This window comes from Synechococcus sp. R50.1, assembly GCF_047462115.1.
GTDB lineage: Bacteria > Cyanobacteriota > Cyanobacteriia > Thermostichales > Thermostichaceae > Thermostichus.
The window spans coordinates 23,691-39,018 of record NZ_JANSIN010000010.1; the positions used below are offsets into that span (position 1 = coordinate 23,691).

The 15,328-nt window shown below is 58.7% G+C and carries 17 protein-coding genes; 10 read left to right on the forward strand and 7 right to left on the reverse strand.

Annotation, left to right across the window (positions count from 1 at the left end; genetic code table 11):
* Positions 1-102: 102 nt before the first annotated feature.
* Together NW870_RS04465 and NW870_RS04470 are read right to left on the reverse strand one after the other, a co-directional pair.
* On the reverse strand, positions 103-930 hold the full coding sequence (locus tag NW870_RS04465) for an OmpA family protein (protein WP_414374109.1): 828 nt from the start codon (positions 928-930) through the stop codon (positions 103-105).
* A 151-nt stretch (positions 931-1,081) separates the two neighbouring features.
* On the reverse strand, positions 1,082-1,741 hold the full coding sequence (locus NW870_RS04470; protein ID WP_414374111.1) for a LexA family transcriptional regulator: 660 nt from the start codon (positions 1,739-1,741) through the stop codon (positions 1,082-1,084).
* 366 nt (positions 1,742-2,107) lie between these two features.
* Between NW870_RS04470 and NW870_RS04475 the strand changes: the two genes are divergently transcribed.
* The 6 genes from NW870_RS04475 to NW870_RS04500 all read left to right on the forward strand — a co-directional run bounded on the left by NW870_RS04475 (position 2,108) and on the right by NW870_RS04500 (position 5,585).
* Positions 2,108-2,350 (forward strand): hypothetical protein, encoded by a 243-nt coding sequence (locus NW870_RS04475; RefSeq protein ID WP_414374113.1) that lies wholly within the window; start codon positions 2,108-2,110, stop codon positions 2,348-2,350.
* 106 nt (positions 2,351-2,456) lie between these two features.
* The gene (gene ndhC, locus NW870_RS04480) at positions 2,457-2,819 is read left to right on the forward strand and encodes a photosynthetic/respiratory NAD(P)H-quinone oxidoreductase subunit C (RefSeq protein ID WP_414331498.1); all 363 of its coding nucleotides are present in this window, start codon (positions 2,457-2,459) and stop codon (positions 2,817-2,819) included.
* On the forward strand, positions 2,810-3,550 hold the full coding sequence (locus NW870_RS04485; protein WP_414374115.1) for an NADH dehydrogenase subunit K: 741 nt from the start codon (positions 2,810-2,812) through the stop codon (positions 3,548-3,550). The genes ndhC and NW870_RS04485 overlap by 10 nt, the downstream gene beginning before the upstream one ends.
* A 1-nt stretch (position 3,551) precedes the next feature.
* Entirely contained in the window at positions 3,552-4,103 is a 552-nt protein-coding gene (locus tag NW870_RS04490) for an NAD(P)H-quinone oxidoreductase subunit J (protein ID WP_414358109.1), read from the forward strand.
* A 47-nt stretch (positions 4,104-4,150) separates the two neighbouring features.
* Entirely contained in the window at positions 4,151-4,324 is a 174-nt protein-coding gene (locus NW870_RS04495) for a hypothetical protein (RefSeq protein WP_011433903.1), read from the forward strand.
* Between the two features lie 76 nt (positions 4,325-4,400).
* Positions 4,401-5,585 (forward strand): class I SAM-dependent methyltransferase, encoded by a 1,185-nt coding sequence (locus tag NW870_RS04500; protein WP_414374117.1) that lies wholly within the window; start codon positions 4,401-4,403, stop codon positions 5,583-5,585.
* A gap of 35 nt (positions 5,586-5,620) precedes the next feature.
* Here the strand turns inward: NW870_RS04500 and NW870_RS04505 are convergent, their stop codons facing one another.
* Positions 5,621-6,490 (reverse strand): hypothetical protein, encoded by an 870-nt coding sequence (locus NW870_RS04505; RefSeq protein ID WP_414374119.1) that lies wholly within the window; start codon positions 6,488-6,490, stop codon positions 5,621-5,623.
* 383 nt (positions 6,491-6,873) lie between these two features.
* Between NW870_RS04505 and NW870_RS04510 the strand changes: the two genes are divergently transcribed.
* A complete protein-coding gene (locus NW870_RS04510) occupies positions 6,874-8,376 on the forward strand; it encodes a glycoside hydrolase family 3 protein (protein ID WP_414357594.1) in 1,503 nt (500 codons plus the stop codon).
* A 35-nt stretch (positions 8,377-8,411) separates the two neighbouring features.
* Here NW870_RS04510 and fabD read toward each other — a convergent pair whose 3' ends face one another.
* From fabD to hmpF, 4 genes are all read right to left on the reverse strand, one after another.
* Complete coding sequence (gene fabD, locus NW870_RS04515) at positions 8,412-9,278, reverse strand: ACP S-malonyltransferase (protein WP_414357593.1); 867 nt, start codon at positions 9,276-9,278, stop codon at positions 8,412-8,414.
* Between the two features lie 4 nt (positions 9,279-9,282).
* Positions 9,283-10,290 carry a beta-ketoacyl-ACP synthase III gene (locus tag NW870_RS04520; RefSeq protein ID WP_414374120.1) on the reverse strand — a complete coding sequence of 336 codons (1,008 nt, stop codon included), beginning with the start codon at positions 10,288-10,290 and terminating at the stop codon, positions 9,283-9,285.
* A complete protein-coding gene (plsX, locus tag NW870_RS04525) occupies positions 10,290-11,387 on the reverse strand; it encodes a phosphate acyltransferase PlsX (protein WP_414357597.1) in 1,098 nt (365 codons plus the stop codon). Before plsX ends, NW870_RS04520 begins: the two co-directional genes overlap by 1 nt.
* 360 nt (positions 11,388-11,747) lie before the next feature.
* Entirely contained in the window at positions 11,748-13,481 is a 1,734-nt protein-coding gene (hmpF, locus tag NW870_RS04530; protein WP_414374122.1) for a pilus motility taxis protein HmpF, read from the reverse strand.
* A 283-nt stretch (positions 13,482-13,764) separates the two neighbouring features.
* Between hmpF and trpC the strand changes: the two genes are divergently transcribed.
* The 3 genes from trpC to NW870_RS04545 all read left to right on the forward strand — a co-directional run bounded on the left by trpC (position 13,765) and on the right by NW870_RS04545 (position 15,249).
* Positions 13,765-14,685, forward strand: a complete 921-nt coding sequence (gene trpC / locus NW870_RS04535) for an indole-3-glycerol phosphate synthase TrpC (RefSeq protein ID WP_414357590.1) — start codon at positions 13,765-13,767, stop codon at positions 14,683-14,685.
* Between the two features lie 65 nt (positions 14,686-14,750).
* Positions 14,751-14,990, forward strand: a complete 240-nt coding sequence (locus NW870_RS04540; RefSeq protein ID WP_414357589.1) for a DUF5340 domain-containing protein — start codon at positions 14,751-14,753, stop codon at positions 14,988-14,990.
* A gap of 64 nt (positions 14,991-15,054) precedes the next feature.
* Positions 15,055-15,249 (forward strand): heavy-metal-associated domain-containing protein, encoded by a 195-nt coding sequence (locus tag NW870_RS04545; RefSeq protein ID WP_414357588.1) that lies wholly within the window; start codon positions 15,055-15,057, stop codon positions 15,247-15,249.
* The last annotated feature ends 79 nt before the right edge of the window (positions 15,250-15,328 follow it).

Below are 15,328 nucleotides of genomic sequence, written 5' to 3' on the forward strand. Positions count from 1 at the left end.
ATAAGGATTTAACCTGCACCCATCAATCCTGGCCGGATTGACCCTACCAGATTCTAGACCAGAGCCCTGCTGGGACGTGTCATCCCCCATTTGGGGGGGTAGCTAGGGAGCGATGACCAAATCCACGCGGCGGTTCCGCTGCCGTCCGGCTTCTGTGTCGTTATCGGCCACCGGCAAGGTGGGGCCAAAGCCAGAGGTTGTCCAACTGATGGGATGGCCTTCCGGCAACAGTTTTATCAAATAGTCCTTAACCGCATTGGCGCGGCGCAGGGAAAGAGCCAAGTTGTAGTTTAAGGGCCCGATGTTATCGGTGTGGCCGTTGACTTGAACGCGAGCGCCGGGCATGGCCTCCAAGGATTTTGCCACCTGGGCCAACAGCGCCGCTGCTTCAGGTCGAATCTCGGCTTTGTCAAAATCGAACAGCAAATCGCCCGGCAGGCTGATGGTTTGGGTTCCCACCTGAAAAGAGGTCGGCGTTTTGGTCGGGGCTGGGGTGCTTTCTTCTCCTGGGACGATCTCGGCAGCAGTGGAAGATTCCCTGATAGGCTCAGGGCCTGTTTGAGAACGCAGCCGTTGCAGCCGCAACTCCAATTCCTCAATTCTGATCAAGAGCTGGATCACCTGCTGGCGGATTTCCCGGATCTCCCCTTCCAGATCCGTGGGGCTCTCGTGATTTTCCTCTGGATCTGCATTTGGATCTGCATTGGCTGTTGGGCTTGCCACCGGAAGATTGGTCTGGGGTGGAGCCAAGGTGGGCAGGATCGGTGGTGTGGGAGAAACGGGTTGAGTGGGAGAGATGTTGGTCTCCGGCTGGGGCTGAGGCTGAGCCTGCTGGGGAAGCACCATCCCAACCCAGATCCCGCTGCTGACCAAGAGGATCCCACTCAGGAAATGGAGAGCAACTGTTGAGCGTTGGGAGGAACGAGGCATCGCTGGCAAACCTTCGGCTGGGTGGGCGCAGGTAAGGAGCGGGAACTCCTCTCAACTCAACCCTTAAAACCAATCCTAACCGGCGACCCAATCTCGCCAAGGGGATTCTCGGTCGGTCAAGCTGCCACTTTCCGCCATCTGCTGCCAGAGGCTAATCAAAACTGATGCGACCTCGATAACGTCCTATGAGGGTTAAGCCGTTGACGGGATCCGCCAAATCCGCCACAAAGGGGGGAAAGCGGGGGTTGTCGCTGATCACCTTCACCTGGGATCCGGGCAGGCGCTGCAGTCGTTTGACCAACAGATCCCCATCCATCTGAAAGACGTAAATGCCTTCACAGCTTAGATCCCCGCCCTCTTGCCGTTCCACAAAGATCCAGTCGCCATCCTCCAACGTGGGAGACATGCTATCCCCCTGCACCCGAATCAGACTTAGATCGGCAGGGTTTCCCTTCAAGTGCGTCCGCAGCCAGTTTCGCTCAAAAGCAATCACCGATTCGATCGATTCTTCCCGCACCAACGCCCCCGCTCCGGCAGAGGCGGCCACATCGACAAAAGGCACATACACATACTCTGCTTTCGAGTCGGGATGCAACTGCGGGGATCCCTCCCCTGTAATCAGCCAATTGAGGTTGACCTGGCCCACTTGGGCAATTTTCACGGCCTTATCAATGCCGGGCACGGATCCCTTCAGGTAGCTGCGCAAGGCAGTATCGCTAATTCCGGCCCGTCGCCCAAACGCATAAACGGCTTCATCGCCGATCACCTGTCGTAAGCGGTCTGCAAAAGAAGAACCAGAGGAGATGGACATCGGCTTAACGCTACAGGTTGTGTATAGGCAGATTTTTCACCACTATATCTTGACAAGTCAACAACTGGTGAAGGGCCAACGGCAGCCAGCCAACTTGGGAGTCATCTCCAAGCTGAGCGGCTCAAACGGCAGAATGGGACTCGCGCTTAATGTTGCTGGTAGGCTGGCCGTGGAATCCTACTGGCGCTACCGTGGTTTTGAGTTGTGCTCACAGCGGGCAAGAACCGAGTCGGCATGGCTCACCCTCACAAAAGGCGCACGTGGGATCTTCCCAAGTGCTGCTGAGATGATTGGCATTGGGTAGCCAAAAAGTTCGGTTCTCATATTGCCTCTAGGTCTCCTTCAAGCTGCTCTACCTCAATCCCCATGACTTCCTCTGACTTTAAGCGCTGGCTGGATAACTTCCTGATTGCTGTTGTCTTTCTGGTGTTCGCCGGGTTTGTCTGGTTTGTCTTTTCCGTAACGGGAGCTTTTGTCGGGATCCCACTGGGGTACAAGCTTTGGATGCGGCTCTGGCTGCCTTTGTTTCAGCCAGCTTTGGGGATCCTGATAGCCGGGGCGGTGGTGAGCGGAGTGTGGGGTTGGCTGGAGAAACGCCGCTCCCAATAATCGTGATCATCACCAGAACTGAAGATCCGGTGGCGCAGGGGAGCCACAGACTGGCTCTATACTGGAAACGTATCTAAATGTTGAGCAACTGAGGCGGTCTGGCGTCGTGTTTGTTCTGTCCGGCTACGAGTATTTGCTGGTTTTCCTGATCCTCTGCTCTCTGCTGCCAGTTTTGGCTCTGGGGGCTTCTGCACTCTTGGCGCCAAAGCGGCGGGGATCCCTGCGGCGCAGCACTTACGAGTCGGGCATGGAGCCGTTTGGGCAAGCCTGGATCCAGTTCAACATTCGCTACTACATGTTCGCGCTGGTCTTCGTCATTTTCGATGTAGAGACTGTGTTCCTCTATCCCTGGGCAGTGGCGTTCCACCGCTTGGGGCTGTTGGCCTTTGTGGAGGCCCTGATTTTCATCGCCATCCTCGTGGTGGGTCTTGTGTACGCCTGGAGAAAAGGAGCGCTGGAATGGTCATGATGTCTGAGAAATCGCAGGTTCTGTTTCCGGGGGCTGCCCCCCAGGTGACTACCGACCTCTCCAACAACGTCGTTCTGACGACGGTGAACGACCTGTACAACTGGGCCAAGATGTCCAGCCTCTGGCCGCTGCTCTACGGCACTGCCTGTTGCTTCATCGAGTTTGCTGCCATGCTGGGATCCCGCTTTGACTTCGACCGGTTTGGCCTGTTGCCTCGTTCTTCGCCGCGCACGGCTGATTTGATCATCACGGCGGGCACGGTCACCATGAAGATGGCTCCGGCGTTGGTCAAGCTCTACCAGCAAATGGCTGAGCCGAAGTACGTGATTGCCATGGGGGCTTGCACCATCAGCGGTGGCATGTTCAGCTCCGATTCCTACACGGCAGTGCGGGGGGTGGACAAGCTGATCCCGGTGGATGTGTACATTCCTGGCTGCCCCCCTCGTCCAGAGGCGATCATGGATGCCATTGTCAAGCTGCGCAAGAAGATCGCTGCAGAAGACATGCGGGAGCGGGGCCGTCTGCAACAAACCCACCGCTACTACACGGTTAAGCATAACCTTAAGCCTGTGCCGGAGATCATCACCGGCAAGTATCTGGAGAGCGAGACCCGCCAAGCTCCCCCGCCGGAACTGGCTGCTGCCATCGGCCTGCCGGTGCCCCCGGCTTTGCAAACTGCCGACTTTAAGCAGGCGGAACAGCAGCTCAAAGCCTTGCGAGGAGGGATGTGAGATGGCAGAGGAAAATGCCCGAGAAAAGCAAGCGCCGCCAGCGGTAGGCGAGCAGTCGGAACCCTTGGTGACGTTGGAGCGGGGCCCGGTTTCCCAGTTTCTGGCCGACAACGGCTTCGAGCACCAGTATTTGGGGAGAGACGCAGCGGGGGTAGAGCTGTTGGAGGTGGAGCGGGACTTTCTTCTGCCCCTGTGTACCGCCCTCTATGCCTACGGCTTTAACTACCTGGAGTGCCAGTGCGGGTATGACCTGGGGGCAGGGCAGCCACTGGTCAGCCTTTACCACCTGATCAAGCTGTCAGACGGGGCGGATCGCCCTCAGGAGGTGCGGCTCCAGGTAAAGTTGCCTCGCCACGATCCACGGCTGCCTTCCGTATACTGGATTTGGAAGTCGGCGGATTGGCAGGAACGGGAAACCTACGACATGTACGGCATTGTTTTCGAGGGACACCCGAACCTGAAGCGGATTTTAATGCCGGAAGACTGGATAGGGTGGCCCCTGCGCAAGGACTACATCACGCCTGACTTCTATGAGCTGCAGGATGCCTACTGATTGGGGATCCCTGACCTGGTGAGCAGCGTTGAACAGGATGGGTTGAGATGTGGCCTTTTTTGCTCTTGGCAATCTATGCAGGTGGAGTTTGGTACTCGGCCCGCAAGGCGGATCGCATCTATTCGGGATCTGGGAAGTGGCTGGTATCGGCCCTCTGGCCGGTGCTGCTGCTCTCAAACCGTCAGTTTCGCCAAAATTGGCGTCGTCCCCTGAACAAGTAAGTTGAGTGAGTCTGGATCCCTGGAATCCTCGCCTGTGCTCGCTCCTGAGCAACACCCGCGCGACCCAAGCTTTCCTTTGTCATCACCCCAGGCCACGCAGAAGTTGCAGGAGTTGATCGGCAGCCGCATTCGCGCTCAAGGGCCGGTGACCTTTGCCCAGTTTATGGAGTGGGCTCTCTACGAGCCAGGGTTGGGCTATTACGAGCAGGGATCCCCGATTGGCCCCGACTACCTCACCTCTCCCCACCTGGCGGCGGACTTTGCCCAACTGTTGGCGGAGCAAATCCACCAGTTCTGGCACATTTTGGGATCCCCCCCTGACTTCAAGGTGATCGAGATGGGGGCGGGCAGCGGTCGCCTGGCCCAGGATTGGCTGACCTACGTGCGCTCCGCTAACCCCCCTTTTTGGCAGGCACTGGAATATGGGATCCTGGAGCGTTCTGCCCACCTGCGGCGGCTCCAACAGGAGCGATTGGCTCCTTTTGGGGAGAAGGTGCGCTGGTTGGATTGGGATGGGATCCCGGATGAGTCGGTCACAGGCTGTTTCTTCTCCAATGAGCTGGTGGATGCTTTTCCGGTGCATCGGGTGCAGGTACAGGATGAGGCTTTGCGGGAAATCTATGTCGATTGCAGCGAGGCTGCAGAGGCCAACTTCCGGGAAGTGCTGGGGGATCTGTCCACTCCTGAGCTGAGGGAGTATTTTGCCCGCTTGGGGATCCCTGTAGAAACTTATCCGTCCGGTTACCAAACCGAGGTGAACCTGAAAGCCTTGGAGTGGCTGCAGCTGCTGGCCCGTAAGCTGCGGCGAGGCTACGTGCTCACCATCGATTACGGCCACACCGCCCAGAGCTACTACAGCCCCCACCGCGCCCAAGGTACGCTCTTGGCCTACCGACAGCACGGCAGCTACACGGATCCCTATGTTCGGGTGGGATCCCAGGATCTCACCGCTCATGTGGACTTTACGACCCTAGAGCAAGTGGGAGAATCTCTGGGGCTAAGATGCCTGGGGTTCACCCGGCAGAGCAACTTTTTGGTGAACCTGGGATTGACCGAGCGGCTGGCTGCCCTCAGCCAAATGGGGAACCCGGTTGATGGCGAAGCTGTGGATGTGGGCCAGGTTTTGCGGCGGCGACATGCTCTTCACGCGCTGCTGGATCCCATGGGGTTGGGGGGCTTTGGAGTATTGGTGCAGGCTAAGGGCCTGACCCCCTCAGAATATGCTCATCCTCTGCGGGGCTTTGGCGAGCCAGAGCTGTGAACCGTTTCGGTGCTATTGGGATGGGATGTCTACCCCTACCGGCTACCGTTGCCTTCCATCGATGCCAGTTCTGCCATTGCTCTGGCGCCATCTTCCAGGTTGCTAATTTTCTCCTCGAGAGTTGCAAAGACTTCGTTATATTTGTCGGCCCATGCAATGTCGGCGGCAGCTTTGGTCGTGCGGGCCGAGCCAAGAGATACGTCTGAAGATCCTTTCGCGGGCATAGGTGACCGTTTAATGGAGTTACTAGAGCCTGTTGACCGACAAGCCTGGGTTAAGCGGGCAATATCCTGCTTCAGGAGATTCTGTTTTGATTGGAGTTGTTCTACCTTGGCTATGCCCTCCTTAAGGGACTGAATGAGTTTCTGTTTCTTGGCTTGTAAATCTCCAATCGAGGCTTTCAGACTTTGCTCTTCTGCGCGTAACTGAGAAAGCCGTTCTTTTTGAGATTGGATCTGGGTCTCTATCTCCTCAAAATGGAGCTGAGCAGTTTGAGCTTGCGAATGAGCATTCTCATGAGTTTTGGCAGCAGCTTTTCCATTCTGCTGGACTTTTGCCCAATCTTCAAGGGCAGCACGCAGACTGGCCAACTCGTTTTGCAATTGCTGTAGGTCTGAAGGAGTGATTTCGTTTTGCTTCTGCTGATTTTTGAGGTGCTCTAGAAGCTGGATTTTGGCTTTGGCCTCGCTTCCAGATAGAGCAGAAGCCACATAGCCCGTCATCCCCGTGGCCAAACCTGCTGCTCCCGCCTGCCACAGGGATCCTCCCGCCCCAAGGCCGCCAATAGCCACCGTAACTCCAGCCAACGCGGGAAAGGCAGTTATCCAAAGCTGGCGGCAGGAGAAAGGCAACATCATCGACCCCAGGGTGGAAGAGGAGATTGTCTTGAAGATTGTTTTGACCATAGGTAATGTTTGGGTAGGTTTTCTCTCACTCACAACTCCTCTTTTTTTAAGGAGAAAGGGGAGCTAGAACCAACACAAAGAACAAAGAACGCCTTAGAGACAATTTTACTGCACTATTTCACTGCACTTCATCACTGCACTTCAAGATGACTCTGGTGTACTGCTGAGGTTACAGTTCTTTACGCCATCCCTCCAGTATGGCCACAACTACAAGTCAATCGCCACTCTAAACCTGCAAGAGCCACTTCAGGGTATGCTAGCCTCAGGCTCATCCTGACCGGCTTTCTTGGCAGCGACGCCCAAGGACATCTGCTTTGACATGCTCGATAGGACCCCGTCCCGCTGCCGCAGTGGATCCCAGGGCTTGGAGCCTTGAGGAGAAAGTGGGGCAACTGTTTCTGGTTTATTTTGAGGGAGCTGAGTTTTCCTCCGCTCTCGAGGAGATGATCCGGGACTACCACGTGGGCGGGCTGATCTTCTATTCGATTGCCGGCAACATTCAAACGTTGCCTCAGGTGGCCCAGCTCATTGCCGCGGCTCAGGCACAAGCCCTTGTCCCCCTGTGGATAGCCATTGATCAAGAGGGGGGGCCGGTGGTGCGCCTTACCGAGGGGGTGACGGTGTTCCCCAGCGCCATGGCAGTGGCAGCAGCGGGATCCCTGGCAAAGGCAGAAGCTATGGCCCGTGCGGTGGGAACGGAGCTGAAAAGTTTGGGGTTTAACCTCAACTTCGCCCCTGTTGTGGACGTGAACAGCAACCCCCACAACCCCATCATCGGCATCCGAGCCTTTGGGTCAGACCCGAAACAGGTGACAGATTACGGCCTCGCCCTGTGGCGCGGCTATCGGCAAGCCGGGATCCTCTGTACGCCCAAACATTTTCCCGGCCATGGGGACACCGATATGGATTCCCACCTGGGGTTGCCGCGGGTGGATCGCCCCCTGGAGGCGCTACAAACCACGGAATTGCGCCCGTTTCAGGCTTTGATCCGGGCAGGGGCAGAGGCGATGATGACGGCGCATGTGGTGATGCCGGCTCTGGGATCCGTGCGACCGGCAACGCTGGCCCCTGAGGTGGTGTCGGGCTGGCTGCGGCAGAGGCTGGGTTTCCAGGGTCTCGTCCTGACAGATTCCCTGACCATGGGGGCCATTGCCCGCACCTACGGCATTCCCGAAGCGGCAGAACTGGCCTTTAGGGCAGGGGCCGATGTGCTGCTGTTTGGGGCAGATCCCGGCTTTACCCCGGCCATCCAAAAAGAAGCTTATGCCCATCTGCTGCGGGAGTTTCGCGCCGGGCGCTTGTCGGTTGAACAGTTGGATCAGTCGGTGGAGCGGATTTTGGCCTTGAAGCGGCGCTACAGGCTGGGATCCCCCTGCCCCCCTTTCCCCCCTTCCACCCTGGAAAGCCACCAGGCGCTGGCCCGCCAAATCGCCCAAGACAGCATCACCCTGGTACGGGGATCCCTGCCTCCCTTGGCCCCTGACCCGCTGCTTATCACCCCTGTACCTTTGTTGGGGGAGCTGCTGCAAAAAGCCTGTCCCGCTGCCCAAGTGTTCTCCATCCCTCTGGATCCCACCCCCGAACAGCAGCGGATTGCCCAAGAAGGGGCTCAAAGGGCTGCGCAGGTGCTGGTGGGATCCCTGGAGACGTGGCGGCATCCGGCGCAGAGGTTGCTGCTGGGATCCCTTCCGCCGGAAAAGGTGATTGGGTTGGCCTTGGGATCCCCCTACGATGCCTTTGCCCTGCCCCAGATCCCGGTTTACTTGGCCTGCTACGGCACTACCCCCGTCTCTCTACAGGCGTTGCTGCAGGTGTTGTTGGGACAGATTCCGGCCCGGGGTCGCCTGCCGGTTGGATCCCACCCGGAGGGATCCCGGTCGCGTTAGCGGGACAGAGCTCTTTCCCGTTAAAAACAGATCCACTAACTGCTGAGGCTGCTGACAGTGCGCCGCGCCAGGGCCGGCACCGTTCGCTTCACCAAGCCCGTCAGAACATTTCCGGGGCCGATTTCCCACACCTCTTGGATGCCGTCGGCAGCCATGTGCAGCACCGTCTCTCGCCAGCGGACAGGGGCAGTCATCTGGGCCAGCAGCGCCTGCTTAAGGGCTTGCGGATCCCGGCTGGCGGTGGCAGTGCAGTTGCTGTAGACGGGCACTCGCGGCGGCTGAAAGTCAACAGCGCGCAAGGTGTGGGCAAACTCCTCGGCAGCAGCCTTCATAAAGGGCGAGTGAAAGGCGCCACTTACCTTGAGGGGAACGGTGCGCTTGGCCTGCAACTGCTCACAGACGGCTTGCACCCCCTCCACTGAGCCGCTGATCACCACCTGATCCGGGCTGTTGTCGTTGGCAAGGGTGACATCGGGGATCATCTGGCACAGATGCTCTAGCTTGTCGCGGTCAAACCCCATCACCGCTGCCATGTGGCCTGGAGGATCCCCTGCAGCTTCCATCAGTTGGCCCCGCAGCGCCACCAGCCGCAGGCCGGTCTCGAAATCAAACACGCCGGCAGCATAGAGGGCGCTGTATTCTCCCAGGCTGTGGCCGGCAGTGCAGGCAGGAGCCTGACCCTGGGCGTAGAGATAGTCTGTCAACAGGGCCGATACGGTGAACAAAGCCGGTTGCGTGTAGCCGGTCTGGTGGATCTGGTCTTCCGACAGAGCTAAGGGATCCCATCCCAACATCTCACGGGCCAAAGCCAACTTCTGGGCTGCTCCCTGCCAGTTCCGCAAGTCCCTTCCCATGCCCACCGCTTGGGATCCCTGGCCGGGATAGATCCAGGCAACGGTCATCAATTCACTTCCCCCAACGAAACACAATCGCCCCCCAGGTGAGGCCGGCACCAAAGCCTGCCATTACCCCCAGATCGCCGGCGCCAAAGCGTCCCTGCTCGATCCAAGTGGCCAAGGCAATTGGCACCGAAGCGCCCGAGGTGTTGCCGTAATACTCTAGGACGCTGGCCACCCGCTGCGGATCCAGTTGCAAACGCTTGGCTACCGCATCGAGAATGCGCTGGTTGGCCTGATGAATAAAATACCCCTGCACCGCCTCCGCCGGGATCCCGGCCCGGAAGAGAGCCTTCTCGATAACCTCCGGCACCGCCTGGACGGCGAACTTGTAGACCTCGCGGCCATTCATGGCGATGGGGCAGCAGCGGTATTGCCCCACCTGCAGGGATCCCACCAGGGGCTTGGCCTCTGTAGCCATGGACAAGCTGAGTAGCTGGCTGCCACTGCCATCGCTGCGCAGCTCAATGCTGAGGATCCCGCCGGTTTCCCCCGCCTCCAGAACCACTGCCCCAGCCCCATCTCCAAACAAGACACAGGTGGTGCGATCCGCCCAGTCCACCGTGCGGGAGAGCACATCCGCCGCCACCACCAAGGCCCGCCGATACAGCCCGGTTTGCAAAAACTGTGCTGCCGTGGCCACCGCAAAGACAAAGCCTGTGCAGGCTGCCGTCAGATCAAAGGCCACCGCCCGCGTTGCTCCCAGAGCTGCCTGCACCTGAGGGGCCGAGCCAAACCGATCGACGCCGGTGGAAGTGGCCAGCAGGATCAAATCCAGATCTTGTGGCGGGATCCCAGCCCGATCCAGAGCAGCCTTCGCCGCTTGAGCCGCCAAGTCCACCAAACTCAGATGGGGGGGGAGAATGCGCCGCTGACGAATGCCGGTGCGGGGCCAGATCCATTCGTCGGAAGTTTCGACGATCTGGCTGAGGTCGTCGTTGCTCAAGCAGGGATCCGGCAGGGCAGCCCCCACCCCCACCAGCCGCACGGTCGGGAGGCCATTGCTGGGCATGGACACTACCCTTCCACGCAATCCAAGGGCCGCAGAGGCAGCACCTCTGATCGCGACAGCGGGACGGAGTCAGAGGCGGACTGTTCGCGACAGCGGGACGGAGTCCTTAAAGGCCGTTCAGAGCTGGGATTAGACTCGCGAGGATCGGCCATCTCCGCCTGCAGTCGCTGCAGGATTTTTTGCTCCGCCGCTTCTTTGGCCAAACGAATGGCATGGTAAACCATCGCCGCCTTGGAGCTGCCGTGGGTAATCACGCAGATGCCGTTGACTCCGAGCAGCAAAGCGCCGCCATACTCCACGTAGTCCATCCGCCGCTTCACCTGTTTTAGGTTGGGTCGGAGCAGCCAGCAGCCCAACTTGCCGCGCCAACCGCGGGGCAGCTCCTCCCGCAGCACCTGGGTGATCACCTGTCCGACGCTCTCGGCAAACTTGAGGAGGGCATTGCCCACAAAGCCGTCGCACACCACCACATCAAACTCCCCGGTCAGCACATCCCGCCCCTCGGCATTGCCGGCAAAATGGATCCCTGGCAATTGGGCCAGGCGCTGGTGGGTGGCCAGAGCCAAATCGTTTCCCTTGTTGGGCTCCTCGCCGATGTTGAGCAGGCCCACCCGCGGACGCTCGACCCCCAGTACACACTGGCAGTAGAGGGATCCCATACGGGCAAACTGCTCCAAAAAGCGGGGCCGGCAATCTACATTGGCTCCCACATCCAAAAGCAACACCGGCTTGCCTCTTAAAGTGGGCAGAAGAGCACCAATGGCCGGGCGATCGATCCCTGCCAGCCGGCCCAAATGAAGGTAGGCCGCAGCCATCGCTGCTCCGGTATTCCCGGCGGCCACCACAGCATCGGCTTGGTTGGAGCGCACCTGTTGCATTGAGACGTTGATGGAGGCTTTGGGCTTTTTGCGTACCATCAACGGCTCTTCCGCCATGCCCACATCGTCCTCGGCAGGCACGATGGTGATCCCAGCAGGCAAGGGCTGAGGCAAAAAGGGCTTGAGGGACTCTGGACGACCGACCAGCGCAATCCCGACCCGCAGATGCCGATGGGCCAGCAAGGCGCCCTTGATGATCTCTTCGGGAGCGTAGTCGCCCCCCATCGCATCAACCGCAATTCGCACAAGCTGACCTCACACTGGAATATCCTCGGCAACTGCAAGTCAAGCGTCAGGGAAAGCGCAGCGACCTCTGCAGTCCCCCTGCCGGAAAATTGGGAGCCTTAATGGCTGCAGGATGCTACCGAATTGTACCAAAAAACTGGATCTAAAGCCCCGCCCTACCGCTACGCAGTTCCTCGTAAGTGCTGTCGTAGAACCAGAAACCAGAATCCTTGCCCTCTAGAGCGGGGGGTATGTCAACAGATTTGTTTTCCTCAATCAAGGCCGTAGGTTCCGCACCGAGCCCGAAGGGATCCGTTTGCGCTGCTTCTTCCCCACCCTGCATAGGAAACGTGGACTTCCTCACGCCTGCGTGAGGGCAGCCAAGAGAGAGCGTACCTGTTGGACGTGGGCGTGTGCAGTGGAGTTTCTGGCCTGGTGTTGGCCCAGCTCCGTCTCCAACTGCGCCAATTCTCCTGCCAACGCTGCCCACCGATCCCGCTCTGGGTAGAGGGTGGCCTGCAGGTGATTCAGGCGACCCCAGGTTTCTGCCATGGCCTGGGCGCGCGCCCGCAGGGATCCCTCCTCTTGCTCCAGGTGTTGCCACTGCTGCTCCAACTCTTGCCGTTGGCGGGCAAGCTGCTCTTGTTGAGAAGGTAAAGAAGAATCCAATTGTTGGATGAGGCTCTGCAAGCGACCTTTTTCTTGAAGGAGATCCTGTTTTTGGCTGCCGATCTGATCCAGAATCGGGCCAATATCGACCAAGGTAGGGGCGGCAGCGGCCTGCCCTTGAAGCTGGCTGAGGCGGGCCTCTTGGCGGGTCAACTCTTCGTATTCCCGCTGTAGGTTTTTCTCCTGAGGCAGCAGAGCTTCTTCGAGGGCGCTGCAAGCAGACTGAGCGTAGTCAATATCCATTTCGATATCGAACCGCTCTTCGGGAGAGGCAGTGGCCAAACGCTCTTGCAGCTCCCGTAGGGCTTGGCGATTTTGCTCCAGTTCGGCCCGCTGCTGGCTGACCTGGGCCGCCCGCTGCTCGTAATCTCGGCGCAGTTGGCTGACCAAAGCGACTAGCTCTTCCACCGAGATGGGAGGATCCGCGGATCCTGCCCTGCCGTCGTGATGGGCGATGATGAAGTCGTACTCTTGAACCAGGCGATACGTCTGTTGCTGGAGAGTTTCCTGCAAATGCAGGTGGCGGGTGATCTGTTGCAGTTGTTCTTGATAGGCTCGCAGGGATCCCTGCCGAGTTTGCCATTCTGCTTGGCTGTGCTCCAGGGATTGTCGGGATCCCCACCAAGCGGCGCGGCGTTCTTGCCAAGCGCGGTAGTCCCGATCCAGCTCGTCTTGCCGGATCTGGGCCTGCTGACGTTCTGCTTCCAGTTGGGCAATCTGTTGATTCAAGTGCTCCTGCTGCTGCTGAATGTGGCTTTTCAAGCTCTGCAGAAGCGCCAAGGGATCCCCAGCCGGATGTAGAGTCTCCTGGAGCTGCTGCACCAAAGCCTGTAGCTGCGCTGCTTCTGCTTCCCCCAATCGGCTGGAGCGAGCTTCTTGCAATTGAGCTTCCAACTCTTGCCGCTGTCGATTCAGAGCTTCCCGCTGTTCTCCGATCAGCCGCTGTTGTTCGGCCAAGTAAGCTTGCTGGGCTGCCAGCTCCTCTTTGAGGCTGTCCAGGAGTTTGCGATCTTCCTCTACGGCTTTGTATTGCTCGTACAGCCGCTGCACCTCTTCTTCTTGGGCTGCCAGATCCATCTCGCGGCGTTTAAGCTCATGGGCCTGAAAGGTGAGGGACTGTTTCCAAACCTCGATCTCCTCTTCCTGGCTGCGGGCTTTGAGCTGAAGTTGGCTGAAGTTTTGCAGGTAAGTCACCAGTTGGCGAGCAGCTTCGCTGATGCGGGCGACCTGACGGCTGCCGGAGATTTCCGCCAGCACCAGCGACCCATCCTTGAAACGCCCGGCCTCCTGGGCAATGCGGCCTTCCAGGGTAATCGATTCTTCGTTCACGGCCACCCAGGTATTGTCCTGCTGCTGCTTGGCCAGCAATTGTAGAGACGACTTAGCAAACCCAATCGGCTTGGATAGCTCTGCCAGGTACAGCACGCCTGAACTCCTTCAAAACAGCATGGACAACGCCAATCCCAAACCCTAACCCCACCGAGCCCTCGCCCCTGGCTGGGGAACAATGAACGGCTGCCGGAGTAGGGCTCCCCAAGGCGCAAAAGATGGCATCAGACTCTATACCTTACCGCTCTAGACTCAACCATAGGCTAAAAAAAGCACCTTCGCCAGATGAGTTTTGGGGATGTCCGGGGTAGCTATTCAAACCGGTGGCGGAGCACTAAGGTAGTCTAGGGTGTGGTGTAGGGTTCTGCTCAGGGTTTGTATGGAGCTGCAAGGTGAGCCGCTTTCTATTCGTCGGCGTTCTCCTGCCCCGCCGGTGGTCGTAGCCTCTCAGGTGTACCAGACAACAGCGCCGGAAGCCAAGCCGCGCCACATTTTGGAAGAGATCGTCTGGCACAAAGAACAGGAGGTGGAGCGCCAACGGGAGCAGCTTCCCCTGAAGCAATTGCAACGGCAACTGGATCAAGCCCCGCCGGTGCGGGATTTTGTGGCGGCTCTTACCCAGTCTCCTCACCCTGTTTCCTTGATTGCCGAGGTCAAAAAAGCCTCCCCCAGCCGCGGCGTTCTCCGGGATCCCTTTGACCCGGTGGCCATTGCCCAGAGCTATGAGGCCGGTGGGGCCAGTTGTCTCTCGGTGCTGACGGATGAGCGGTTCTTTCAGGGCAGTGGCGAGTATCTGCGGCAGATCCGTCAAGCGGCAGGGATCCCCATCCTGTGCAAGGAGTTCATTCTCTACCCCTACCAAATCCTCTGGGCCCGCGCCTTGGGGGCGGATGCAGTGCTCTTGATTGCCGCCATTCTCTCCGATGCGGATTTGGGCTACTTTCTCAAGCTGATTCGGCAATTGGGCATGGCGGCTCTGCTGGAGGTGCACACCTCCCAAGAGTTGCAGCGGGTGCTGCGTTTGCCCCAACTGCAAGAGTCCAGAGGGCAGGTGCTCATTGGCATCAACAATCGCGATCTGAGAACCTTTGCGGTGGACTTAAACACAACGCGCGACCTGTTGGCCGCCCACTCGGATCTCCTCGGCGAGCTGCCCATTGTCAGCGAGTCCGGCATCCATACCCCTGCCGATTTGCAGCAGTTGCGGGCCTGGGGGGTGCGCTCTGTGCTCGTGGGGGAAGCTCTGGTGAGACAGCCGGATCCCGGCCAAGCTGTGCGCCACCTGTTGTCATCTCAGTGAATGAGAACCCTCCATCATATGGATCTCTGTTAAGAACAATGGATCTCTAAGGATTGCTCAGACCGATGAAACGTATTCCTGTGCCGGCTCACATCCACTACGAATTTCTGCTGCGGGTATTGGAGCGGCAAACCTTTCCGGCAGTGGAAGAACAGGATTTCGGCAACCGAGCCCGCACACAAGAGCTGATCAACTCTCTGCGCAAAGCCCTCACCCAACAGGTGCAACTGGAAGAAGACTGGCGACAGCGGGGCTATCAGGTGGACTACCGCTGGAATATGGACGAGCCTCAGACTCCCCCTTGACCTTCCAGTCCACTGTAAGGTTTAGCATCCTTTCAGTGGCATTGGGTTGGGGAGGTTTCCCAAGATGCAGGTTGTTTTGACAGTGCCCAAGCTGGCCTGTGCGGCTTGCGTGGACACCATTGCGCAAGCGGTGCGGCAACTGGATCCCCAGGCCCAGGTGGAAGGGGATCCCAAAACCAAACAGGTGCGGATTACTTCTGGGCGGTCTGTGAGCGATTTGCGGCAGGCCCTCACCCAGGTGGGATATCCCCCGGCCTAGTCAATTTTGGGCCGGGAACGGTCGGGCGTCTGTTTTGAATTTCTGTACAGATGGCTGCCTTCGCCCTGCCCAGGGTGGA